We start from the raw sequence: 24,685 nt of genomic DNA, 5'->3' as shown, positions 1-24,685 counted from the left end.
TTATCAGTCAAGAATCGTCGGAACTTTAATTTGCCCCGCTTCATGTTCTTTTACGTTTTTCAGCACCAATTCACGGTCCAGTCCCGGAATTGATTTATCTTCACGCAGTACATTGACCATTGGAAGTACGTGCGTCGTCGGTTCCACATTCTCAGTGTCCAGCTCATTCAGCAATTCCATTGCGTTTGTGATTGCTTCCAGCTGATCTGCAAAATGCACAGCTTCTTCATCAGTGATCGCTAAGCGCGCCAAATGGGCCACTTCAATTACTTCTTCTTTTGTCATTTTCGCCATTTCTCTACACCTCCGGATTCAGTAAACATACGTAATATCATAGCATTTTTCTTAGAAAAGCGAAAGCGACCGTCTAGATTCGATGGGCATAAGACGATTTGGCGAAGCGGCGTATCTTTAGCCGCACAGCCAAAGTGGCTTATGACCCCGAGAATCTGGTCGCTGAAGCCTGGACAGAAAAAATGAATAGGGACAGCCGGCGTGGCTCTCCCTATTCCAGTGCAAATTATTCATAAATGTGAACAACCGGTTCTTTTTGATCGGCTTTCCTTAAAATCAGCGCTTCCGGACCATTCGTTGAAGTGACACTGATTTCCACTTCCAGGTTTCCAGGGAAATGTTCCAGCACAAGCCCGGTCAAGTATTGGCTGAATCCGATCAATTCAGCCGAGCCATAAAACTGGATGGGAATATCCACTTGCATTTTGCGCAATTGGTTTTCCTGGTAGAAGCCTGTGCCAATGACGCTTGTGAAGTTTGAGAAATATTCTTCGACATCCATTTTAAAGTTGCGGAAGGTTGTATCCACTTCCCGGTATTTTTCTTCAGCTCCTGAAGTTGGAAATACAACATACTCTTCATTGACTGGAGTCCAATTGGCGACCGCTTCCTGTCCGCCTGGCGCCACGCCATAAGAAAAATAAGTTCCCGGCGTAATGGCTCCGCGGCTATTTTGTTTATACAGCCCGACCGTGATTGGCACTTTCGCCATTCCTTCTTTTGCACGTAGGCGTTTCACGATTTCGTTGGCGAGGCGCACTCCTTCTTTTTCGATCTGTGCCTGCGAAATGGCTTCCTCATAGGCAATTTCATTGACCGAATTGTAATAAGTGGAGTTTAAGGCTAAGCCAATGGAAACACCGCCCAGGCGGATCGTTTCCTCATTCGTTTTCACCAAGTAATTCTGTTCGACAATATGGGCCAGGATTTCAGCCGGTGGGCGTTCTCCCGCTTTTTTCTGCGCTTCTGAACGCGGATCGGCCGGATTCAAGCCTAAAGGATTGTCTTTGCTTGCACGTGAAAGCCATGCATTCGCATCTTCATCCGTTAGCTTCTGGCCTTCCTGAAAATAATAGTCATCCGGTGAAAATTGATTCTGCGACAATCTCAATAGTCCGTTTTCCGCTTCTTTAATATCGTAGCGGGAATTCAGCCGGTTAACGATTTTGCCTCTCGTGGCACTTTGTTTATACGGCAGCAACGTCCGGTAATAACGGTCATCCAGCTGCATGCTCGGAATGATCGCCGTTTCTGCTGCTTCTTCTTCTGTCTTGAGCACTTCCGCTTCATCCGAATCAGAAGGCACACATCCCGAAAGCAGCAATAAGCTGACCGGAATCCACCATAAGCGTTTCATGTTCCAAATCTCCTCATTTACTCAATTCTTCAATGAGACGTTCTTCGTTCCAAACGTCCACTTTCAGTTCCAACGCTTTCGCCAGTTTTGAACCAGCTTCTTCGCCTGCGATGACCAGATCCGTTTTCTTGCTGACACTGCCGGATACTTTTCCGCCCAGCGCTTCAATCTGTGACTGTGCTTCGCCGCGCGTCAGTTTTTCAAGTTTTCCGGTCAAAACGATTTTCTTGCCGGCAAAGGCATTTGCGCCTTCTTCAACTTGAACGCGTGTCCCTGTATAAGTTAAATTGACGTTTGCTTCAGCTAAACGTTGCATCAATTGTTGAACTTCTTCTGTTTCAAAATACGCCACAATCGAATCGGCCATTTTCCCGCCGATTTCATGGATATTGATGAGTTCATCAAAAGTGGCAGTCATCAATTTCTCCATGCTACCGAAATGCTCGGATAAAATCCGAGCTCCCCGTTCGCCGACGTGGCGGATGCCAAGGCCGAACAATAAACGCTCCATCGAATTGCTGCGCGAAGCATCAATGGCCGCAATCAAATTGGATGCAGATTTTTCTCCCATCCGTTCAAGTTTCAGCAATTGCTCTTTCGTCAGCTTGTAGATATCCGAAATATCGGCAATCAAGCCTTCCCGATATAGCTGCTCGATCACTTTTTCTCCAAGCCCTTCGATATTCATCGCATTGCGCGATACAAAATGAATCAATCCTTCGGTAATCTGAGCCGGGCATTGCGGATTGACGCAGCGAAGCGCCACTTCCCCTTCAATCCGGATCAGTTCGCTTCCGCAGGCCGGACAATTCTCGGGCATCTCAAATGGCAGTTCGTCTCCCGTCCGCTGTTCAATCAGAGCAGAGACTACTTCCGGAATAATGTCCCCTGCTTTTCGGATGATAACTTTATCTCCGATGCGAATGTCTTTTTCGCGGATCAAGTCTTCATTGTGAAGTGAAGCACGCTGAACAGTTGTCCCTGCTACAGACACCGGATCAAGTATGGCAGTCGGCGTTACGACACCTGTGCGTCCGACACTGAGTTCAATGTCGCGGATAGTGGTCATCACTTCTTCTGCCGGGAATTTATAAGCTGTTGCCCATTTCGGGCTTTTTGCTGTAAACCCGAGTTCCTGCTGCTGCAGGTAGCGGTTCACTTTGATGACGATGCCGTCAATTTCATAAGACAAATCCGCACGCTGCGCTGTCCATTTCTCGATATAAGCCAGCACTTCTTCCACACTTCGGCACACTTGGCGTTCGTTGTTCGTTTTGAAACCGAGCGCCTCGATAAACTGCAGCGTTTCTTCGTGCTCGCTCAATCCGTGCGATTCAGCGTCTCCGCCGATGCCATAGATAAAGACATCCAAATTCCGGCTCGCTGCGATTTTCGGATCCAATTGGCGCAGCGATCCGGCAGCAGCGTTTCTTGGATTGGCAAACAATTCCTCGCCGCGCTCCCCGCGTTCTGCATTTAATGCATGGAATGATTTTTTCGGCATGAATACTTCGCCGCGCACTTCCAAGGATTCGGACTTCCGCAGTTTCAACGGGATGGTGCGCACTGTACGCAGGTTGACGGTAATGTCTTCCCCGACGCGGCCGTCTCCCCGGGTCGCTCCCCGGACAAACTGGCCATTTTCATAAATCAGGGAGACCGCAAGCCCATCGATTTTCAGTTCACAGACATATTCAATATTGTCCCCGGCGCCGCTTCGCACTCGGCGGTCAAAATCGCGTATGTCTTCTTCATTAAAAACGTTTGATAAACTGAGCATCGGCAAGGCATGCGTCACTTTATCGAAGTTGGAAATCGGTGTGCCGCCAACCCGTTGAGTCGGTGAGTCGGGGAAAATCAAATCGGGATACAAAGTCTCGAGTTCGATTAATTCGTTCATCAATTGATCGTAAACAGAGTCGGGAACAGCCGGTTTGTCGAGCACGTAATAGGCGTGGCCATACCCCCGAAGTTGTTCGTTTAACTCAGTAACGCGTTGCTCTGCTTGTATGCGGTCCATTTGGTTTCCTCCCGATTATTCTTTTTCGATCGGCGCGAATTTCGCCAATAGCCGTTTGATGCCGACAGGGCTTGGAAATGCAATGTCAAGTTCAGTTTGTTCGCCTTCGCCTTTGACGCTGACTACTGTCCCGGTACCCCATTTTTTATGTTTCGCACGGTCGCCTGAGCGCCATCCGAGTTTGTCGCCGCCGGACGGCTCGTAGGCTGGACGGCTGACGGCTGCCCGCCGCGAGGCCTGTCTGTAGCTGGTCGCTGCCCCGGCACGGTGAACCGGTGTTGATTGTTCAATCAGCTCTTCCGATATTTCATTGATGAAACGAGAAGGCATATTGTAATTGCTCTTGCCGAACAAGGTCCGGGATGAAGCATGCGTCAAATACAGGCGCTGTTCAGCCCGTGTGATGCCGACATAAGCTAGGCGGCGTTCTTCTTCCAATTCGTCGTCATCGTTGTTTGAACGGGAATGCGGGAAGACGTTTTCCTCCAGTCCGATGATAAAGACGACAGGGAATTCAAGCCCTTTTGCGGCGTGCATAGTCATCAAAATGATCGGCCCGTCTGCATCTTCTTCGTCATCGACGGAGTCGATATCGGAGATCAAGGCCAAATCCGTCAGGAAAGCGACCAGTGATTTATCGTCGCTTTGCTTTTCAAATGCCTGGGTAACCGATAAGAACTCATTCAAGTTTTCCAGGCGGCTTTCGCCTTCAATGGTTTTATCGATTTGCAGCATGTGCTTGTAGCCTGATTTTTTCAAGACTTCCTCAACCAGTTCCGTCACCGACAGATATTCCTGCATTTGCGTAAAGCCATTGATCATATTGCGGAATTCGAGGGCTGTCTGCGCCGTTTTCGGCGTCAATCCCATAAAATCGGCTTCCTGCAGGGCATCCATTATGGTGCGGTCCTGCTCGATGGCAAAACGGGCCATGCGTTCAAACGAAGTAGCGCCGATGCCGCGTTTCGGTTCATTGATGACCCGGGCAAGCGACAAGTCGTCGTCGTTATTGGCGATCAAGCGCAAATAAGCCAACAAATCCTTGATCTCTTTGCGGTCATAGAACTTCGTTCCGCCGACAATCGTATACGACATATTCGATTTGACGAACATTTCCTCAAGCACCCGCGACTGGGCATTCGTACGGTAAAGAATCGCAAAATCCGAGGTTTTGTAACCTTCTTCTTGCATCAGCTTCTGGATGGTCTGGACCACATACTGCGCTTCCTGGCGTTCATCTCCCGCTTTATGGAGCGTGATTGCCGGGCCATCCGCATTATCGGTCCGCAATTCTTTCGGATAGCGGCTCTTGTTTTTCTTGATGACATCGTTCGCTGCCTGCAAAATCCGTTTGGTCGAACGGTAGTTCTGCTCCAGCATAATGACTTTTGCATTCGGGTAATCTTTTTCAAACGACAGGATGTTCGTGATATCCGCTCCGCGCCAGCGGTAAATCGACTGATCGGAATCCCCGACAACACAAATGTTCTTAAATTTGCTCGCTAATTTCTGGACGAGCTGGTACTGGGCATTGTTTGTATCCTGGTACTCATCAACATGGATATAATGGAATTTGTTCTGATAAAACTCCAATACTTCCGGCACCGTGTTAAACAACGTCAGCGTTGTCATGATCAAATCGTCAAAATCAAGCGATTGATTCTTTTTCAACCGCTTTTCGTAAGCGGCATAGACATCTGCCACCGTTTTTTCATACGGGTTATGCGGATTCATATTCGCTGCAAATTCCGTTGCACTGATGCATTCGTTTTTCGATGAAGAAATGGCATTCAGCATCGTACGGGGTTCATATTTTTTCGGATCCAGATCGAGCTGTTTCAGGACATTCTTGATGACTGTCAACTGGTCGGTCGTATCCAAAATCGAAAAGTTTTTGGAAAAGCCAAGCCGGTCGATATCCCGGCGCAAAATGCGGACGCACATCGAGTGGAACGTCGAAACCCACATGCGTTCTCCCGTCCCGTGCCCGAGCAGCCCATCGATTCGGCTGCGCATTTCGCGCGCGGCTTTATTTGTAAATGTAATTGCCAAAATATTGGAAGGGTAAACTTCTTTCTCAAGCACTAAATAAGCGATGCGATGCGTCAGCACGCGCGTCTTCCCCGATCCGGCACCTGCCATGATCAGCAACGGGCCGTCAGTTGATTTAACCGCCTGTTCTTGTTCAGGATTCATCCCTTTTAATAAATTCTTTGTAATGATTTCCATTGTGCACCACCTCGAACGTCTGTTCTTTTTATTATAGCGACTTGTTATCCGTTTCCGCAACCGCCTGTACGGTTGCCATCGCATTTTCGATATTTTCATAAATCAAGTTGCCGACGACGATTGTATCAGCAATGGCGGACATTTCTTTCGCCTTCTCCGGCGAATCGATGCCGCCTCCATAAAACAAACGGGTATTGTCCAGCACGCGGCGGACATCCCGGACCCAGCCGGCATTTCCGTATGTACCGCTGTATTCCATATAAAAAATCGGCAGCCGGAAAAAATGTTCCGCCATTCTCGCATATGCCACCACATCATCAATTGTGATATCCGTTTTGGCCTGTGTCAGTTCTGCCGCTTTGCAATCGGGGTTTAAAATGCAGTAGCCTTCCGGAATTAATTCTTCCCAGTCCATAATATCTCCATATTCCCGGATGGCTTCGTGGTGAAGGCCTTTGACCCATAAGGGATTGTCGCTGTTTAAAACGGTCGGAATGAAATAAAAGTCAAACCCTGGCGTTACCGCTTCAATTGCCGATACTTCCAGCACAACCGGTACTGTGTAGCGGCGTACCCGCGCCATTAAATCAAGGACATTGTCGAGTGTGACATTATCGCTTCCGCCAATCAAGATGGCATCGGTCCCAGATTCGCAAATTCGTTCCAACTGTTCATCCGAAATGGCTTTCGCCGGATCTAATTTAAAGACATGACGCCATGTTTGAAAGTCCACAATCATCCACCTAACCTTGGTTCTTTTTTCATCACTTCATTATAACAAAAAAACGGGGCCAACCGATAAGTCTACTACGCAACTCGTCGGCTAGCCCCTCTTTTTCAAACAAAAACCTGCTCTAAAATGCTTTGCTGGATTCATCGCAAAAGAGTTGCCGCAGTAAATTTGCGGCAACTCTTTTGTTCAGTCTTTTGGAAGTTGAAACGGTTTTTCGTCTGGATACAGACGTCCCAGCATTTCATCGTAGCCGTCGTTGCCGTAATTCAGGCAGCGGCGCACACGTGAAATCGTGGCTGTACTCGCACCGGTTTCATTCTTAATTTTTTCATATGTTTTTTTCATTCTCAGCATATGCGCTACTTCCAAACGCTGCGACAGCGATTGGATTTCACTGATGGTGCAAAGATCATCGAAAAAACGATAAGCTTCTTCTTTATCTTTCAGCGCCAAGATTGCTTCGATCAATTGGTCTGTTTGCGGTCCGCGGATTTTATCCACCTGCATGCAGCTTCACCGTCCTTTCATTCCTCTTCCTGAGCTGGCTCATCCCATGTCAAAGGCATGAAGAAGCCCGCTTCTCCATGCCCGGTATAAGACATTTAATTAAGAAGCCTGTTTCACTAGTTTAGCACTTTAGCCAAGCAGAGAAAAATAATATGGCTATTCTAAAGCTACAGCTATATCTCAGCGCATAAATGCCGGAAACAGGATTTTTTTGTTCATGACATCATAAATCCCTTTTTGCGTAATGCGCACATAAGGCAGATGGGTAGCCTGTAAGAACAATAGCGTATAAACGGCGTCGCCATGCTTATAGCCGCGCTCTTTCAGCGCTTCTTTCAAAGCCGCCTCCTGCGGGATCAATTGCTCCATCGGCAGATCGGACATGCCTCCGCCTATTGGCAGCGGCAGCGTGCAGACGTTTTCTCCGTCTTCGATCAAGATGATGCCTCCCTTGATGCGCTTCAGTTCTTCAAAAGCGGCCCACATATCGCGCCGGCTTTTTCCGATTAAGATGATGTCCCCTGTATTGGTATACGAAGAAGCAAATCCGCTGACTCCTGCGGCGAAGCCTTTGATCAATGTATTGACGCGCCATTTCCCATGCCGGTCCACCAGCATCATAAAGCTTTCATCATGGGTCTTCGACAAATTGCCGTCGTGGGTGTCGACATTGACTGAATAGGGTTTTGTAATCACGTCGTTGACCATTTCGATTCCGAAAGGCATGGAGAACTGGAAATCGTCTTCCGTCAAGTCAAATTTCATATCGAGCTCCGGCATAACCGACCAGTCGATTGTTGGAAGCGTATATACTTTTTCACCGTTTTTCTTCAGCCAGACGCCTTTTGAAATAACGCCGGACGGCACTGGATTTTCAATATCATCCAGAATATTCAAGTTGGCCATGCGCCCTGTGGCAATCAAACCATGCAGGTTCGTTACATTGTAGTAACGGGCCACATTATAAGATGCCATCATATAAGCATCAATCGGCGGCACTCCTGCATCCAGTGCAATTTGGATGCACAAATCCATAACCCCGTCCTGATGGAAACCAGGAGTGGAGCCGTCCGTAGTCATCATCAGCTTATCAAATACATTCAACTCACGTTCGACAATGCCTTTGAGCAAGCTCGGCAAATCCGGGCGGATGGAAGAATGGCGAAGCGTCACGCCGTAGCCGTGCAGCAAGCGCATTTCCACTTCGTCAACCGTCATCGCTTCGTGGTCTCCGTCTGCTCCAAGGAGCCTCATGCGGGCCAAAGTCTTTTCAGAAGCCCCTGGGAAATGGCCTTCAATTTTTTTCAGGCCCAGTTTCGCTTTCTGGATCCAGTACAGCATTTGATCATCGCCTGCCATCAGCTTCGGCCAGCCTGTTAATTCGCCGCCTAACAGGACGTCCGGACGGTCCAACCATTCTCCGACTGACTTGGATGTGAATAAATGGTCTTCATTATTCATCTCTGTCTGCGAATCAAAGCGAGTCCACCAATAATAATTGAACGGCAGCTTTCGCAGTTCATCCAGCAATGAAAACGCTTTCTCGTTTTCCAATGCTAAAAACAAAGTCAGGTTGTCCGACAGAAACGTCGTGGTTCCGCCTTGCGCTGCGTAATCAGCAAATGTCTGCGGATTATACAGCTGGTAAGGGTGAACATGAGGCTCTATGTATCCGGGTACGATAAATTTGCCGGTCATGTCTGCAACTTCCGTGTCTTTGCCGATGTTCGGCATTTCTTGTCCTGCGTAAACAATCCGGTCATCCTTGATCCAGATGTTTCCGGTCATCCATTTTTTGAATATGCCATGTAAATAAGTTGCATTCGTCAGAACAAGATCCGGCGATGCTTCTTTCGTAATTACCTTCATTTGCTGTCTAATTTCGTTGTTTCTCCATAACGGGTTTACCAAGTGCCGGCACCTTCTCTCTCTTCTCTTATAGATAATATCGTAGCATAATATAGGTTGAAAATACAGATAAGACTGTCAAATATAAGAAGCCATTTTTAAGAAGCAGACACAAAAAATCCACGCCTGCGCGTGGATTTTTCTTATTTCGAAACCGGGTTTGAAAATGGTTCCAAGACGTCTTCTTTGCTTCCTTCATCGAAAGTCAAAACTTTATTGACCCCGTCATACGATTCGCCGTAGAAATGAGTGTCTTTGTAAGTGTGGATGTCTTCATACATTTTCTTCATCGCTTCGAAAATCTCTTCTTCGCTTTCGCCGTTCGGAGCCCAATACAGAATTTCCATTGAGTTTTCCTCGCCGGTTGCAAGTGAGCGGCGGCAGTAGCCGATTGATGACGCATGTTCAAATCCTTCGCGTGCATAGAAACGGAGGCGTTTTTCAGAATCCGTATCTTCGTAATTTACCGGCTCCACTTCCAGGATAATCGGTTTCTTTTTGTCTTTCAGCATTTGCAAAGTCTTTTTGCCAAGCCCCATGCCGCGCGATTCTTTTGAAACAAATAAATAATCCACAAAAGAAAAGTTCTCGAATTCAGCGTACATCAAGACATGGTATGGCCCTTCATCTTTATGATACACATTGCTTTTTTCTTTCAGCAAGGTCTCCATATGCTCTTTTGATTTCATTTCTTCTACCGGGAAATACTGATTTAATTTTTCGTACCAATTCATTCAATTTGCCCCTTTCATAGTGGGAAAGCTTGTTTGCTTTCAATTCTTCGTTAGCGTACTTGTTCTGGAGTGTACAGGGAGGTTAGATGTGGGTAAACGCGTTCCTCAACCTGAATGGTATACCCGTGTTTTAAGAGGAAAAAACAAAAATGGCGTATTTTCTTTCGAAATCTACGCCATTTGCTGTTTATTATTATAACACACAAAAAATTACTTTGCACGCCATCCGATATCTGACCGGTAAAAAAAACCATCCCATCGGAGCTTATTCAGCTGCTCGTATACTTTATCCTGAGCCAGTGCAATGCTTGCGCCCGCTGCAGCAACCAACAAAACCCGCCCGCCGTTTCCAGCGTAGCCGGAATCAATCCGCTTCGTTCCGGCATGTGTTATTTCAACCCCATCCAGCCGCTGAAGATCCGGCAGCAGCAAGCCTTTTTCGACGCTTTCCGGATAGCCTTCTGCTGCTAAGACAACACCTAATACCGCCTGGTCATTCCACTCGAGTTCGAACGGCTTTCCTTTCAGCAGGCTATCAATAAAAGCACCAAAATCGGATTGCATGCGCGGCAGAACTACTTGCGTTTCTGGATCGCCAAAGCGTGCATTAAATTCAATCACTTTCGGTCCTTGCTCAGTTAAAATAATGCCGGCATATAGGATGCCGTTAAACGGCGTGCCTTCGGCTTCCATCGCTTCAACAGCCGGTACCACAATTTTGGCATATGTCTCTTTCACAACGCTGTCGGAGATTTGAGGCACCGGCGAATAAGCGCCCATGCCGCCTGTATTCGGTCCACGGTCCCCGTCATATGCCCGTTTATGGTCTTGTGCAATCACCATTGGATAAATCTGGCCGTTCTGAACAAAAGACATGAATGAAAATTCTTCCCCGTCCAGAAATTCTTCTATGACCACACGTGACCCGGAGTCGCCGAATTTCTGGCCATCGAGCATGTCTTTGACCGCAGCGATTGCTTCTCCTTCGGATGCAGCTACGACAACCCCTTTACCTGCTGCTAAGCCATCCGCTTTAATAACAATCGGCGCTCCGTGTTTGCGGATAAAGTCAATCGCCGGTTCCGTTTCAGTGAAGGTCTCGTAAGCCGCTGTCGGAATCTCGTATTTTTTCATCAATTCCTTGGCGAATGCTTTGCTGCCTTCAATTTGGGCGGCTGCTTTCGATGGCCCAAAAATTCGCAGTCCACGTTCTTCAAAAAAATCGACGATGCCTGCAGCCAGGGGCTGTTCAGGTCCTACAAAGGTGAAATCAATGTTTTGCTGTTCGGCAAAATCGGCTAATGCCGAAAAATCCATTTCATCGATTGCCGTGACCGCTGCATCCTCCGCCATTCCATCGTTGCCCGGAGCTGCATAAACCTGCTCCACCGAAGCCGACCGTGAAAATTGGCGTGCGATGGCGTGTTCTCTTCCGCCTCTTCCAATAACCATTACTTTCATCCAACTGCACCTCGCTTAGTGTTTGAAATGGCGTACCCCTGTGAAGACCATTGCGATGCCGTGTGCGTTGGCCATATCGATTGACTCCTGGTCTTTTTTCGACCCGCCAGGCTGGATAATTGCTTTGATACCGGCTTTGGCAGCTGTTTCTACAGTATCGGACATCGGGAAAAAAGCATCAGAAGCCATGATGGCGCCTATGGCTTTTTCTCCGGCTTGTTCCAAAGCGATTTTTGCAGAACCGACGCGGTTCATCTGACCCGCACCAATTCCTAATGTCATATCCGAATTAGAAACGACAATGGCATTGGATTTGACGTGTTTGACCACACTCCAGCCAAGTTTCAAAGCTTCTAGCTCTGCCTCAGTCGGCTGGCGTTCTGTCGCCACTTGGATTTCCGCATCCTCATAGCCATAAGTGTCGGGCTCTTGTACAAGCAAACCGCCTTCGACAGTCACTGTATTCCATTTGTCTTTTTTAGTGCTGTCAAATGGAATTGTCAATAAACGAATATTTTTCTTCTGCATCAATTTTTCCAGTGCTTCTTCTGAGAATGCCGGTGCAATAATGATTTCAAGAAAAATGCCTGCCAATTGTTCTGCAGTTTCAGCATCGACTTCGCGGTTCAATGCCACAATGCCGCCGAAAATCGAAGTGGAATCCGCTTCATAAGCTTTCGCAAAAGCAGCAGAAATCGTTTCACCCGTTCCGACGCCGCAAGGATTCATATGCTTGACCGCAACTGCTGCCGGCATCTTGAATTCCTTGATGATTTGAAGTGCTGCATTCGCATCCTGAATATTGTTATAAGACAATTCCTTGCCATGCACTTGCTCAGCACTCGCAATCGAAAAGTCCGAGCCAAGCGGGCTGCGGTAAAATGCCGCTTTTTGATGCGGATTTTCGCCGTAGCGGAGCGGCTGCTGCAATTCATATGTAAGCGTCAATTGATCCGGGTATTCTTCACCGGTCAAATCTGTGAGATAATTGGAGATATAAGAGTCGTAAGCTGCGGTATGGCGGAACACTTTCGCTGCTAAACGGCGTCTGGTTTCAGGAGTTGTAGTGCTTTGTCCACGCAATTCACTGACCACAATTGCGTAATCTTCAGAATCGACAATAACCGTGACATACGCATGGTTTTTGGCTGCAGAACGAAGCATCGTCGGACCGCCGATATCAATATTTTCGATGGCATCTTCAACTGTTACATCGGGTTTTGAAATGGTTTCGCGGAACGGATATAAGTTGACGCAAACGATATCAATCGGGGATATGCCGTTTTCAGCCATTTCACTTTGATGCTGGGCATCATCATGTTTTGCCAAAAGGCCGCCGTGGACTAAAGGATGCAGGGTTTTAACGCGTCCGCCCAGAATTTCGGGGAATTTCGTGATTTCATCAACGGCAGTAATCGAAACGCCGTTTTCTTCCAAAAAGCGTTTTGTGCCGCCTGTCGACAAGATTTCATAGTCCATCTTTTCCAGTTCTTGCGCAAACTCCAAAATCCCTGATTTATCCGATACACTTAGCAAAGCTCTTTTTCTCACGTTAAGTCCTCCTATAAAATACTGCAGATGTGTGCTACTGGTTAAATAATCGCTGCAAAGTTGCAGGATACAATCGGTGTTCAATTGCATGGATTTCTTGCTCGACCGCTTCCCGATCCCGGTTAGCTATAGCAAAGGATTGCTGGGCAATGATCTGTCCGGTATCCATGCCGGCATCGACATAATGCACGGTAACGCCCGCCTTTTCCGCTTCGGAAGCCATCGTTTGGCCAATGGCGTCTTTTCCCGGAAAAGCAGGCAAAATGGAAGGATGGATGTTGATGATCCGGTTTTCATATGCTTCCAGGAGTACAGGTCCAATCAGCCGCATATAGCCGGCCAGCACAACCCATTCTACGCCTAAGCTTTGCAGTTTTTCCTTCAGCATTTCTTCATACAATTGCTTCGAATCATATTCTTTTGGGACAAAGGCAAAAGAAGCGATGCCCGCTTTTTTTGCTCGTTCCACCACAAAAGCTTTCGGGCGGTCCGTTACAACAAGCACCAAGTCGGCTTCCAGCTTGCCAGCCTGGACTGCATCCGCAATCGCTTGAAAATTAGAGCCGTTTCCAGAAGCGAAAACGGCAATTTTGGGTTTATTATTCATCGAGAGTTCCATCCTGTTCGCCTTTGAATTGCACACCGGCTTTAGCAGACACTTTGCCAATCACATAAGCTTGTTCACCGCTTGCTTCAGCCGATGCCAATACTTGTTTGACGTCCTCCGGAGCTACGGCGATTACAAAGCCAATCCCTGTATTGAATACTGAAAACATGTCGCGGTCTGTCAATGAACCTTTTTCTTTCAGCATTTCAAAAATGCGCAAAACCGGCCAAGCGCCGAGTTCAATTTCAGCTCCCAAGCCTTCCGGCATCATGCGCGGCAAGTTTTCGATAAAGCCACCGCCAGTCACATGCGCCATGCCATGGACTTCTGTGTTTTTGGAAATCGCTGCTACGGTTTTTGCATAGATTTTCGTCGGCGTCAGCAATTCGTTGCCGAGCGGGCCAAGGTCTTCAAAGCCTTCAATGATCTCGTCAAGCTGGAAATGGTTCTGGTCAAAAACAATATTGCGGACAAGCGAATAGCCATTCGAATGGATGCCGCTTGAAGCAAGGCCGACCAAAACATCGCCCTGCCGGATTTTTTCGCCGGTGACAATGCGGGACTTTTCCGCTGCGCCTACTGCAAACCCGGCAATATCGTATTCTTCCACTTCATAAAGCCCCGGCATCTCGGCTGTTTCACCGCCGATTAATGCTGCTCCTGCCTGGACGCAGCCGTCCGCTACGCCTTTGACAATCTGCTCAATTTTCTCCGGAACCGCTTTGCCGACTGCAATATAGTCAAGGAAAAACAGCGGCTCTGCACCTTGTGCTACGATATCATTGACGCACATCGCCACACAGTCAATGCCGATTGTGTCATGTCGGTCTGCCATAAAAGCCAGCTTCAATTTCGTTCCGACTCCGTCCGTTCCGGAAACAAGAACCGGTTCTTTCAAGTTTAGCTCGGATAAATCAAACATGCCGCCGAAGCCGCCGAATGCACCCAGCATGCCTTTGCGTGCTGTCCGCTCCACATGCGATTTCATGCGGTTTACCGCTTCGTAGCCTGCTTCGATATTCACGCCTGCCTTTTCATATGCTTTTGACACACCGGTTCCCCCTTATTTCACTTTCTCTTTTTCATGCGGCAATACCGTATCCGAATAAATATGGGTCGGATATTCGCCGGTAAAACAGCCTAAACAATGCCCACATTTGGAACCTGGATCTGTACGGCCGATGTTTTGCACCATGCCATCCACTGATAAAAACGTCAACGAGTCAGCGCCGATGATTTCACGCATTTCTTCTATCGTGTTGTTCGCTGCAATCAGCTCGCCTGAAGTCGAGATATCAATGCCGTAAAAACATGGGCTCTTAATAGGCGGCGAACTGATGACCACATGGACTTCCGTCGCTCCCGCTTCTTTCAGTAAATTGACGATGCGGCGGGAAGTCGTCCCACGGACGATGGAATCATCGACCATGATGACGCGCTTGCCTTTTACAACTTGGCGCACCGGCGATAATTTCATTTTGACACCCTGCTCGCGAAGGTCCTGCGAAGGCTGGATAAACGTCCGTCCGACATAGCGGTTTTTGATCAAGCCCAGCTCGTAAGGAATTCCGCTTTCTTCTGAAAAGCCGATCGCTGCCGAGATGCTTGAATCGGGAACACCCGTGACGACATCCGCATCAATTTGAATTTCTTTTGCCAGCTGTTTGCCAAGGCGTTTGCGGGCAGCATGTACATTGATGCCGTCAATGTCCGAATCGGGACGTGAAAAGTAGACATATTCCATCGTGCAGATCGAGCGTTCTTGCGGATAAGCAAAGCGTTCAGCCCGCAAGCCATCATCTGTAATCACCAAAAATTCACCTGGTTCAACTGAACGGACAAATTCTGCCCCGATGATGTCAAAAGCACAAGTTTCAGATGCTACGACCCACGCATCGCCCAGTTTGCCGAGAGACAATGGACGCAAGCCGTTCGGGTCTAGTGCGACGTACATCGCTTCTTCTTTTAAGATTAAACAAGCAAATGCGCCTTTCAAAAGGGACAAGGCATTTTTTGCCTGTTCTTCAAACGTCGCATAGCCGCTACGCTTAATCAGATGCGCCAGCACTTCCGTGTCCGAAGTGGTCTGGAAAATGCTGCCTTGACGCTCTAAGTGGCTTTTCAAGCTATTGGCATTCACCAAGTTGCCGTTATGCGAAATCGCCAGGCTGCCGGTTGTGGAATTGAAGAGCAGCGGCTGCACATTTTCAATGCCGCTGCCGCCGGCTGTGGCATACCGGACGTGTCCAATAGCACCAGTGCCGGCAATGGCTTCAATTTTCTCCGGCGTAAACACTTCACTGACCATGCCCTCGCCTTTTAAAGCTTTCAAGTAACTTTTATCCGTCGAAACAATCCCTGCGCCTTCCTGGCCTCTGTGCTGCAAAGCGTGCAATCCGTAATAGGTAAGCTGAGTCGCATTCGCGTGGCCCCAAATTCCAAAGATGCCGCATTCTTCATTTAAGCTTCTGATTTCAGCAAGCATGGGATAGCTCCTTTCCAGGCTGAGCGAAGCGTTTCGACTGAATCATTGATCCATACCGTACCGTCTTCACTTCTTATCACTAAATCTTGAGTGTCGGTGACTGTGCCAATTCGTTTGGCATCCGTGACAGCTTGTTCGAACGCTGCTGCATGTTCCGGAGAAACGGTAAGGATAAAACGGGATTGAGATTCACTGAATAGAGCCGTAGTCGCAGCACCGGAAAGTGTCACATCAATTCCCACTCCGTTGCCAAATGCTTTTTCTGCCAGCGCGACGGCAACGCCGCCTTCTGCCACGTCATGAGCGGATGATACTAGACCACTCTGGATGGCTGACAAAATCTGCTCCTGGCGCTTCGCTTCAATCGTCAAATCAATGGAAGGCGCTTTGCCGAAAATGCGCCCTTCGACCATTTTCTGGAGTTCACTGCCGCCGAATTCGGTAAAGCTTTCGCCGATCAAGTAAACCAAATCGCCGGCATTTTTTGCATCCTGCGTCGTCACGTGGGACAGGTCTTCCACTAAGCCGACCAAGCCGATCGTCGGCGTTGGGTAAATCGCGGTGCCGTTTGTTTCATTATATAAAGAGACGTTTCCGCCGATTACGGGTGCATCAAGAATCGTGCAGGCTTCCGACATGCCGTCTGCCGCTTTTTCCAGTTGCCAGAAGATTTCCGGCTTTTCCGGATTTCCGAAGTTCAGGCAGTCGGTAATGGCCAATGGTTTTGCACCGGATACCACTACATTGCGCGCTGCTTCCGCTACGGCGATTTTCCCGCCGGTTTCCGGATCCAAGTAGATATAACGGGAGTTGCAGTCTGTCGTCATTGCGAGGCCTTTGTTCGTGCCGCGCACGCGGATGACTGCTGCATCCGATCCTGGGCTCACAACTGTGCTTGTGCGTACCTGATGGTCGTATTGGTCGTAAACCCATTCTTTCGAAGCAATCGTCGGCTGTTTCAATAAAGCCGTCAGTGTTTCGCCGTAGTTTTCCACTTTCGGTTCCACGTTTTCCATTTGCTGATACTTGTTAAAATAAGCAGGTACACTGGAAGGTTTGTGGTAAACCGGTGCATCTTCTGCCAATGCATCAACCGGTACTTCTGCCACGACTTCTCCTTTATGCAATAAACGTAGGGTCGAATCGTCCGTTACGGTACCAACTGTCACAGCATCCAATCCGTACTTCTCAAACAGTTCCACAATTTCAGGTTCGCGGCCTTTTTTCACAACAATCAGCATACGTTCCTGTGATTCAGATAACATCATTTCATAAGCCGTCATGCCCGTTTCGCGCTGAGGCACATGGTCCAAATCCATTTCAATGCCGGAACCGGCTTTTGAAGCCATTTCCGCAGATGATGAAGTCAGCCCAGCCGCACCCATGTCCTGGATGCCGACCAGTGCATCGGATTTCACAAGTTCCAAACACGCTTCAAGCAGCAATTTCTCCATGAACGGATCTCCAACTTGCACCGCCGGGCGGTTATCGCCCGATGATTCCGTCAATTCTTCCGAAGCAAATGTCGCGCCGTGAATGCCGTCGCGCCCTGTTTTTGCGCCGACATACATCACCGGGTTGCCGACTCCTGAAGCGATCCCTTTTTGAATGTCTTTATGATTGATCAACCCGACGCACATTGCATTGACGAGTGGATTGCCATCATAGGAATCGTCAAACTGGACTTCGCCGCCGACTGTCGGGATGCCGATGCAGTTGCCGTATCCTGCGATGCCGGCTACCACTTCTTCAAATAGGTATTTCACGCGAGGCGTTGTCAGCTCCCCAAAGCGAAGCGAATTCAACATCGCGATTGGGCGTGCGCCCATTGAGAAAACGTCACGGATAATGCCCCCGACCCCTGTCGCTGCCCCTTGGTAAGGCTCAATCGCTGATGGGTGGTTATGGGATTCCATTTTAAAGACCACAGCCTGGCCGTCTCCGATATCGACAATCCCAGCGCCTTCGCCTGGCCCTTGAAGTACGCGCGGTGCTTTTGTCGGGAATTTAGCCAACACCGGTTTGGAGTTTTTATACGAACAATGCTCGGACCACATGACCGAGAACAAACCCGTTTCAGTGTAATTCGGTGTTCTGCCTAAAATGTTTTCCACCATCTCAAACTCGGCATCCGACAATCCCATTTGCTGATAGATTTTCTGCTCTTTGATTTGCTCAGTATTTGGCTCAAGCATGACTGACATTTGCTTCCCTCCACTGTTTCACGATTGATTTAAATAATGCCAAGCCGTCGCTTCCGCCGATCAATTCGGACACTGCGCGTTCGGGATGCGGCATCATGCCAAGCACATTGCCCCGTTCATTGACGATTCCTGCTATGTTGTTGCGGCTGCCGTTAAAGTCATCCGCATAAGAAAAGACGATCTGATTGTTTTGTTTCAGCTGTTCGTAAGTCTCATCATCGCAATAGTAGTTCCCTTCGCCGTGTGCGATCGGAATCTGGATTTCCTGGCCTTCTGAATATTCATTGGTAAACAGCGTGTTGGCATTTTCAACTTTCAAGCCAACTGTCTTGCACATGAACTTCAAGTTCTTGTTGCGGAGCAAAACGCCGGGAAGCAGGCCCGCTTCCGTCAGAATCTGAAAACCGTTGCAGATGCCGAGAACCGGCTTGCCCGCTTCCACCGCTTTTTTCACTTCATCCATTACGGCAGAAGATTGGGCGATCGCGCCGCAGCGCAAGTAATCGCCATACGAAAAGCCGCCTGGCAATAAAATCCCGTCGTAGCCGCTCAAATCTGTTGAATCGTGCCAAACGTACTCTGCTTCTTCACCAAGTTCATCCTTGACCGCGTGGTACATATCCAAGTCACAATTGGATCCAGGAAATACGATTACTGCGAATTTCATTGCGAGACAGCCTCCTCAATTTCGAAACGGTAATCTTCAATCACCGTATTCGTCAATAACTTTTGGCACATTTCATTTACAAGTGCATCAACATCGTGTGCGTCGTCTGAAATCATCAATTCCAAGTATTTGCCGATCCGGACATCTTCAACTTCCGCGTAATCCATTTTATGAAGAGATCCCATTACCGCAGACCCTTGCGGATCCAATACGCTTTCGCGCAACGTGACGTAGATTTTTACTTTTTTCATGAATGTTGTCCTCCCAGTTTCGCTAAAATGAGTTCGTACGCATCCGTTAAATTGCCGAGGTCCCGGCGAAATACATCTTTATCGAGTTTCTGTTTTGTTTTGGCATCCCATAGGCGGCAAGTATCCGGCGAAATTTCATCTGCCAGCAAGACACGTCCTTCTTGGTCACGGCCAAATTCAATCTTAAAGTCCACCAAATCCACACCCACTTCTTTAAAGAAGCCGATCAGCACTTCATTGACCTTCAGTGCTTTTTCACGCAATTCCTGAACTTCTTCCGTAGACGCCAATTCCAGCATTTCTATATGATCTTCTGTAATGATTGGGTCTCCCAGCGCATCGTCTTTGTAATAAAATTCAACGATTGGACGCTTCAGGACCGTTCCTTCTTCCAAACCGAGGCGCTTGGCCATACTGCCGGCCACGATATTCCGGGTCACTACTTCAACCGGAATGATCGCGACCTGCTGTACTAACTGTTCGTGGTCAGACAATTGTTTAACGAAATGGGAAGCAATGCCCGCTCCCTGCAATCTTTCGAAAATCAATGAGGTAATTTTATTGTTCAGCATGCCTTTGCCGGCGATTTCGGCTTTCTTCTCGCCGTTGAAGGCTGTTGCAGAGTCTTTGTATTCCACCCATAAAATATCTTGTTCGTCCGTTGCATATAAGCGTTTTGCTTTGCCTTCGTACAATAGCTGACCTTTTTCCATGTTCAGAGCCCCCGTTTAGTTTAATCCAAGTCGGTTGAAAATCATGTCCACTTGCTGCAAGTGGTGGTTATAGTCAAAGCAATCGTCCAGTTCTTCTTTAGACAATTGAGAAGTGATCGTGTCGTTTGCTTCCACGATTTTGCGGAAATGCGTCTGGTTTTCCCACGCCTCCATCGCGCACGGCTGTACCGTGTCGTAAGCTGCTTCACGCGCCATGCCTTTGTCGATCAAAGCAAGAAGCACACGCTGCGAATAAATCAAGCCAAGCGTTGAATCCATGTTGCGCTTCATGTTTTCTGGGAAGACCGTCAAGTTTTTCACGATATTCGAGAAGCGGTTCAGCATATAGTTCAATGCAATCGTGGCATCCGGCAAAATCACGCGCTCTGCTGATGAATGTGAAATGTCGCGTTCATGCCATAGCGATACGTTTTCATAAGAAGTAACCATGTATCCGCGGATCAAGCGTGCAAGGCCCGTCATGTTCTCAGAACCGATCGGGTTGCGCTTATGCGGCATCGCCGATGATCCTTTTTGCCCTTTTGCAAAAAACTCTTCCACTTCGCGCGTTTCCGATTTTTGCAGGCCGCGGATTTCTGTCGCGAACTTCTCAATCGATGTCGCAATAAGTGCCAATGTGCTCATATACTGCGCATGGCGGTCGCGCTGCAAAGTTTGAGTTGAAATCGGTGAAGCGGCAAGTCCCAGCTGTTTGCAGACATATTCTTCAACGAACGGGTCGATATTTGCGTATGTTCCGACAGCGCCGGACATTTTGCCTGTTTCAATCGTCGCTGCTGCTGCTTCAAAACGCTCCAGGTTGCGTTTCATTTCTTCGTGCCACAAGGCCAGTTTCAAACCGAATGTGGTCGGCTCTGCGTGAACTCCGTGTGTACGGCCCATCATGACCGTCATTTTATGTTCTTTGGCTTTATTTGCCAAAACTTCGATGAAGTTGTTCAGATCTTTGCGGATAATTTCGTTCGCTTGTTTGATTAAATACGATAACGCCGTATCCACCACATCTGTAGAAGTCAGGCCGTAATGGACCCATTTGCGTTCTTCGCCGAGCGTTTCCGATACGGCCCGTGTGAACGCAACCACATCGTGGCGGGTTTCTTCTTCAATTTCCAGAATGCGGTCTACTGAGAAGGAAGCGTTCTGGCGGATTTTTGCCACATCCTCTTTTGGAATGTCTCCAATTTCAGCCCATGCTTCACATGCTAAAATTTCCACTTCCAGCCAAGCGTTGTAGCGGTTTTCATCTGTCCAAATTGCGCCCATTTCAGGCCGTGTGTAACGTGCGATCATAATTCAAGTTCCTCCAATTATTCCGGCCAAATGCCGGATTCGTCGATTTCTGTCAAAGTCCTTTTCAGGTCTTCCGTTAATATTGTAACATGGCCCATTTTGCGTTTATGCTTGGCTTCGTCTTTGCCGTACAAATGAACCGACCAGTTCGGGTAATGCGAAATTTTCGAGGTCAACGGAGCTACATGCTCCCCAAGAATGTTCACCATGACCGTATCCGCCCACAGTTTCGGTTTTCTTAGCGGCCACCCGCAAATGGCACGGACATGCTGATGAAACTGGGAAATATTTGTTCCTTCTATTGAATAATGCCCTGAATTATGGGGACGGGGTGCAAGTTCGTTTACAATGATCCGCCCATTCTCCAGAACGAACATTTCCACTGCCAAAGTTCCAACCATATTCAGATGGCCAGCAATTTTCTCTGCCGCTTCTTTCGCCTGTTGGATCGTCGCTTCCTTTACCGGTGCCGGTACGATGGTTTGGTGGAGAATATGGTCTCTGTGGATATTCTCCCCGATCGGCAGGATCGTCATTTCGCCGTGCACATTGCGCTGAATAATAACCGAGATCTCTTTTGTGAATTCAATGAATGCCTCCGCGACACAATCGCCGTTTTGGAAAAGAGGTTTTGCCAACGGCAGCTCTTCTTTCGATTTCACCGTCTGCTGTCCCTTGCCGTCATAGCCGCCTCTTGCTGTCTTTACGACAAAAGGAAACGATAATTCACTGCTTTTCTCTTCCAGTTCTTGATAAGAAGATGCTGCGAAATAATCCGCAATCGGTACGCCCGCTTCTGAAATGGCCTGCTTCTCAAAAATACGATCCTGTGTAATCCGGATCAATTCAGATCCTTGCGGAACATAAGCGATTTGAGTCAGCTTTTCCAAGCCTTCCACATCTATGTTTTCAAATTCATAAGTGATGACATCACTTGCTTCAGCCAACTCTTCTAAGGCATGCATATCATTATAAGGTGCAACGATTTGAACATCGGCCACTTGGCCGGTCGGCGAATCCATTGCTGGATCCAATACCGCAATTTTAAAACCTGCCTCTTTAGCCGCCAGTGCCATCATGCGGCCGAGCTGTCCCCCACCAATAATGCCAATCGTTTGTCCGGGCAAAATCATTTTTGTCATATTAAATCACCTGTACTTGTTAAGACTTCTGCGTGCGTTCGATTTCTTCTATCCTGCAATGCCTCGGCAGCCTGTACATCTGTTGTTCCAAGGATCTGTGCAGCAAGAAGGCCTGCGTTAATGGCTCCTGCTTTTCCAATTGCCACAGTTGCAACAGGTACGCCGCCAGGCATCTGCACGATGGATAACAGTGAATCCAACCCGTTCAGCGCTTTTGATTGGACAGGAACGCCAATGACCGGGAGAGTTGTTTTTGCTGCTACCATTCCGGGCAAATGTGCAGCTCCGCCTGCACCTGCAATGATGACATGCAATCCCTTTTCTCTCGCTTCTTCTGCATAAGAAAACATCAAGTCGGGAGTCCGATGAGCGGAAATTACTTTCTTTTCATAAGCAATGCCCAGTTCATCCAATACATCACATGCATGCTTCATCGTTTCCCAATCACTTGAACTTCCCATTATCACGCCGATTCGTGGATTCATTTCAAAATCTCTCCTTTAAAACAAATAAAAGCCCTCAAGTAAACTGTTCACATTACGTGAAAAGCAGTTTACTTAAGGACTTTTTAATAAGACGAATTAGTAAATGATGCCGCAAATAAGCCCATTTTTCGCCACGTATCCATTAAGTTGCTTTCCCGCATAGTCCAGACATTCCGGTGTCTTGGTAGAAACGCAGAAGCCAATTCCTCTGCATATATGGGGTATCCTCAATTATCATAACAAGATAGAAAGAGTGCGTCAACTATAAAGTCGAACGATTACTTATTTGCATATTCCATTGTTCGGTTTTAATAAGGTTTTAACCGTTATTACTCCATTTTTGTTCCTTTAAATTTCACAATTTGCCGAATTGGAACCGGTTTTCCGTCAACCTCTTCGAACAAAGGCTCTTCTTTCCGGCCAACTGCCATATAACCATCCTGTTTCATTCTTTCCAGGCAGGCATCCATGGTTTCGTTTTCGGCAACCTCAAACCAGACCGTTTTTTTGCTCATTTAAACAACTTCCCTTTCCGTACTTGTTTCACCCAGAAACCGCCATGAATCGTTTTCGGCTCATAGGCAATGATAAAAGCTTTAGGGTCCAGTTCTTGAATCGTTGCATATAATTGAAGCTCCATTTTACGAGGCGTCAAAATTTGCATCGACTGACGTCCGCCTTCCATGCCGTTGGCAATCCAGTCAGTAACTCCATATCCTTTTTCCCGCAGTTTTGCCGGAAGCAATTGATCAACATCACTGGTAATAACATTTACCGTAATGTAGCCGAGAGCCAATTTCTCTTCAATCTTCGATCCAACAATAACGCCTGTACCGAAACCGATTGCATAGGCAATTAAATTTTGAATTTGATCTAAATTATCCAATACCAGTCCTAATCCTACTATATAAATAACCGTTTCCACCATACTTACCATTGCAGCGCTATAACGATAGCCTTTCAGCGTCAAAATCATACGTATTGTCAAAAACGCAACATATACGACATTAATAGAGAAAATAATAAGAATCATCAACCACGGATTAAAATCCACTTTTTGCACCCTTTCTTACTCGCTTCTAAAGTTCCATGTCTCATACTAGTAGATATGAACAGTGAATGCAAGACAGAGAATGTCAGTTTTCCATTATATAGAAGGAACACATTTTTATCGAAAGGATTTTCAATATATACAGCGAACTATTTTATTTAATGAAATCCGCAAAACCATTCTTGAGTAAAGGGGAGTTACCAATGAAACAGGCACTTATCGTAATCGACGCCCAGCAGGCACTTATTGACGGAACCCCGTCCGAACCGGAAGTTGTGAATAAGCACCAGTTGATCCAGACAATTAATGATATAATCAGCAAAGCAAAAGCGGATTCCGTTCCCATTGTCTTCATACGTGACTTAGATGTAGCAGAGGGCCAGGGTGCTGGTTTTCAAATCCATCCGGACATTGACTCTTCTAACCCTGCCGCAATATTTGATAAAAAAGCCACCAATGCTTTTTATCAAACCCCATTGCTGAGTTTTCTGCAGAGTCAGCATATTGAGCACATTGTCATTATGGGATGCAAGACGGAATTCTGCATTGACACAGCAGTTAGAACTGCTACCATTAATGACTTTGATGTCACGCTGGTCCAGGATGGACATTCAACAACCGATTCGCAAGTACTGACGGCAGAAGAAATTATTGCACATCATAACCACGCACTTCATGGACATGACAATATTGAACATTTCTCCTTAGTGCGCAACAGCAATGAAGATATTTTTGTTCCCACCCACAACAACTACCGCTAGAAAACACAAAAAAAAGCCGCCGCCGGGAATACCGGCAACGGCTTTTTTTCTTGGCCCAGCAATGTCCTACTCTCACAGGGGGAAACCCCCAACTACCATCGGCGCAAAAGAGCTTAACTTCCGTGTTCGGGATGGGAACGGGTGTGGCCTCTTTGCCATCATCACTGGACATGAGTGCTTGCGCCCTCAAAACTGGATATGCGACATTGAAAAC

23 protein-coding genes, 1 rRNA gene and 1 riboswitch are annotated in these 24,685 nt (G+C 47.6%); of the genes, 1 reads left to right on the top strand and 23 read right to left on the bottom strand.

Features of this window, described 5'->3' with window-relative positions:
• Positions 1-3 precede the first annotated feature (3 nt).
• The 22 genes from gatC to QWY22_RS05010 all read right to left on the bottom strand — a co-directional run bounded on the left by gatC (position 4) and on the right by QWY22_RS05010 (position 23,692).
• Positions 4-294: an Asp-tRNA(Asn)/Glu-tRNA(Gln) amidotransferase subunit GatC gene (gene gatC / locus QWY22_RS05115; protein WP_036805930.1), complete on the bottom strand. Its 291-nt coding sequence runs from the start codon at positions 292-294 to the stop codon at positions 4-6.
• A 226-nt stretch (positions 295-520) separates the two neighbouring features.
• Entirely contained in the window at positions 521-1,651 is a 1,131-nt protein-coding gene (locus QWY22_RS05110; protein WP_300983410.1) for a CamS family sex pheromone protein, read from the bottom strand.
• A 13-nt stretch (positions 1,652-1,664) separates the two neighbouring features.
• A complete protein-coding gene (gene ligA / locus QWY22_RS05105; RefSeq protein ID WP_300983408.1) occupies positions 1,665-3,671 on the bottom strand; it encodes an NAD-dependent DNA ligase LigA in 2,007 nt (668 codons plus the stop codon).
• Between the two features lie 15 nt (positions 3,672-3,686).
• Positions 3,687-5,900: a DNA helicase PcrA gene (pcrA, locus tag QWY22_RS05100; RefSeq protein ID WP_300983407.1), complete on the bottom strand. Its 2,214-nt coding sequence runs from the start codon at positions 5,898-5,900 to the stop codon at positions 3,687-3,689.
• Positions 5,901-5,931: 31 nt separating this feature from the next.
• Positions 5,932-6,633: a heptaprenylglyceryl phosphate synthase gene (gene pcrB, locus QWY22_RS05095; protein ID WP_436836774.1), complete on the bottom strand. Its 702-nt coding sequence runs from the start codon at positions 6,631-6,633 to the stop codon at positions 5,932-5,934.
• A 186-nt stretch (positions 6,634-6,819) separates the two neighbouring features.
• Complete coding sequence (locus QWY22_RS05090) at positions 6,820-7,140, bottom strand: YerC/YecD family TrpR-related protein (RefSeq protein ID WP_036805966.1); 321 nt, start codon at positions 7,138-7,140, stop codon at positions 6,820-6,822.
• Positions 7,141-7,320: 180 nt separating this feature from the next.
• The gene (locus QWY22_RS05085) at positions 7,321-9,009 is read right to left on the bottom strand and encodes an adenine deaminase C-terminal domain-containing protein (RefSeq protein ID WP_436836784.1); all 1,689 of its coding nucleotides are present in this window, start codon (positions 9,007-9,009) and stop codon (positions 7,321-7,323) included.
• 182 nt (positions 9,010-9,191) lie between these two features.
• Complete coding sequence (locus QWY22_RS05080) at positions 9,192-9,782, bottom strand: N-acetyltransferase (RefSeq protein ID WP_300983405.1); 591 nt, start codon at positions 9,780-9,782, stop codon at positions 9,192-9,194.
• A 210-nt stretch (positions 9,783-9,992) separates the two neighbouring features.
• A complete protein-coding gene (gene purD, locus QWY22_RS05075) occupies positions 9,993-11,243 on the bottom strand; it encodes a phosphoribosylamine--glycine ligase (protein ID WP_300983404.1) in 1,251 nt (416 codons plus the stop codon).
• 15 nt (positions 11,244-11,258) lie between these two features.
• The gene (gene purH, locus QWY22_RS05070) at positions 11,259-12,794 is read right to left on the bottom strand and encodes a bifunctional phosphoribosylaminoimidazolecarboxamide formyltransferase/IMP cyclohydrolase (RefSeq protein ID WP_300983403.1); all 1,536 of its coding nucleotides are present in this window, start codon (positions 12,792-12,794) and stop codon (positions 11,259-11,261) included.
• 34 nt (positions 12,795-12,828) lie between these two features.
• Positions 12,829-13,401: a phosphoribosylglycinamide formyltransferase gene (gene purN, locus QWY22_RS05065; RefSeq protein WP_300983402.1), complete on the bottom strand. Its 573-nt coding sequence runs from the start codon at positions 13,399-13,401 to the stop codon at positions 12,829-12,831.
• Complete coding sequence (purM, locus tag QWY22_RS05060) at positions 13,394-14,452, bottom strand: phosphoribosylformylglycinamidine cyclo-ligase (RefSeq protein ID WP_300983401.1); 1,059 nt, start codon at positions 14,450-14,452, stop codon at positions 13,394-13,396. Before purM ends, purN begins: the two co-directional genes overlap by 8 nt.
• 12 nt (positions 14,453-14,464) lie before the next feature.
• A complete protein-coding gene (purF, locus tag QWY22_RS05055) occupies positions 14,465-15,886 on the bottom strand; it encodes an amidophosphoribosyltransferase (protein ID WP_300983400.1) in 1,422 nt (473 codons plus the stop codon).
• Positions 15,862-18,090: a phosphoribosylformylglycinamidine synthase subunit PurL gene (gene purL, locus QWY22_RS05050; protein WP_300983399.1), complete on the bottom strand. Its 2,229-nt coding sequence runs from the start codon at positions 18,088-18,090 to the stop codon at positions 15,862-15,864. The genes purF and purL overlap by 25 nt, the downstream gene beginning before the upstream one ends.
• Positions 18,074-18,757 (bottom strand): phosphoribosylformylglycinamidine synthase subunit PurQ, encoded by a 684-nt coding sequence (gene purQ, locus QWY22_RS05045; RefSeq protein WP_300983398.1) that lies wholly within the window; start codon positions 18,755-18,757, stop codon positions 18,074-18,076. Before purQ ends, purL begins: the two co-directional genes overlap by 17 nt.
• Positions 18,754-19,008, bottom strand: coding sequence for a phosphoribosylformylglycinamidine synthase subunit PurS (gene purS, locus QWY22_RS05040; protein ID WP_300983397.1), 255 nt, complete (start codon positions 19,006-19,008; stop codon positions 18,754-18,756). The genes purQ and purS overlap by 4 nt, the downstream gene beginning before the upstream one ends.
• The gene (gene purC / locus QWY22_RS05035; protein ID WP_300983396.1) at positions 19,005-19,721 is read right to left on the bottom strand and encodes a phosphoribosylaminoimidazolesuccinocarboxamide synthase; all 717 of its coding nucleotides are present in this window, start codon (positions 19,719-19,721) and stop codon (positions 19,005-19,007) included. Before purC ends, purS begins: the two co-directional genes overlap by 4 nt.
• A gap of 15 nt (positions 19,722-19,736) precedes the next feature.
• Positions 19,737-21,032, bottom strand: a complete 1,296-nt coding sequence (gene purB / locus QWY22_RS05030; RefSeq protein WP_036805999.1) for an adenylosuccinate lyase — start codon at positions 21,030-21,032, stop codon at positions 19,737-19,739.
• Between the two features lie 17 nt (positions 21,033-21,049).
• Positions 21,050-22,174, bottom strand: a complete 1,125-nt coding sequence (purK, locus tag QWY22_RS05025; RefSeq protein WP_300983395.1) for a 5-(carboxyamino)imidazole ribonucleotide synthase — start codon at positions 22,172-22,174, stop codon at positions 21,050-21,052.
• On the bottom strand, positions 22,171-22,659 hold the full coding sequence (gene purE, locus QWY22_RS05020; RefSeq protein WP_300983394.1) for a 5-(carboxyamino)imidazole ribonucleotide mutase: 489 nt from the start codon (positions 22,657-22,659) through the stop codon (positions 22,171-22,173). Before purE ends, purK begins: the two co-directional genes overlap by 4 nt.
• Positions 22,660-22,799: 140 nt before the next feature.
• A riboswitch (purine riboswitch) is annotated at positions 22,800-22,899 on the bottom strand.
• A gap of 89 nt (positions 22,900-22,988) precedes the next feature.
• Entirely contained in the window at positions 22,989-23,174 is a 186-nt protein-coding gene (locus QWY22_RS05015; RefSeq protein WP_300983393.1) for an NETI motif-containing protein, read from the bottom strand.
• Positions 23,171-23,692 (bottom strand): DUF2179 domain-containing protein, encoded by a 522-nt coding sequence (locus QWY22_RS05010; protein ID WP_407072355.1) that lies wholly within the window; start codon positions 23,690-23,692, stop codon positions 23,171-23,173. Before QWY22_RS05010 ends, QWY22_RS05015 begins: the two co-directional genes overlap by 4 nt.
• A 221-nt stretch (positions 23,693-23,913) precedes the next feature.
• On the opposite strand from QWY22_RS05010, the gene QWY22_RS05005 reads away from it, so the two are divergent.
• Entirely contained in the window at positions 23,914-24,471 is a 558-nt protein-coding gene (locus QWY22_RS05005) for an isochorismatase family protein (RefSeq protein WP_300983391.1), read from the top strand.
• A gap of 53 nt (positions 24,472-24,524) precedes the next feature.
• On the opposite strand, the gene rrf is transcribed toward QWY22_RS05005, so the two are convergent.
• Positions 24,525-24,640 (bottom strand): 5S ribosomal RNA (rrf, locus tag QWY22_RS05000).
• Positions 24,641-24,685 lie beyond the last annotated feature (45 nt).

Source organism: Planococcus liqunii (assembly GCF_030413595.1).
Classification (GTDB): domain Bacteria; phylum Bacillota; class Bacilli; order Bacillales_A; family Planococcaceae; genus Planococcus; species Planococcus liqunii.
Note: the sequence above shows the minus strand (reverse complement) of the source record. Positions and strands in the feature narration are given on the sequence as shown.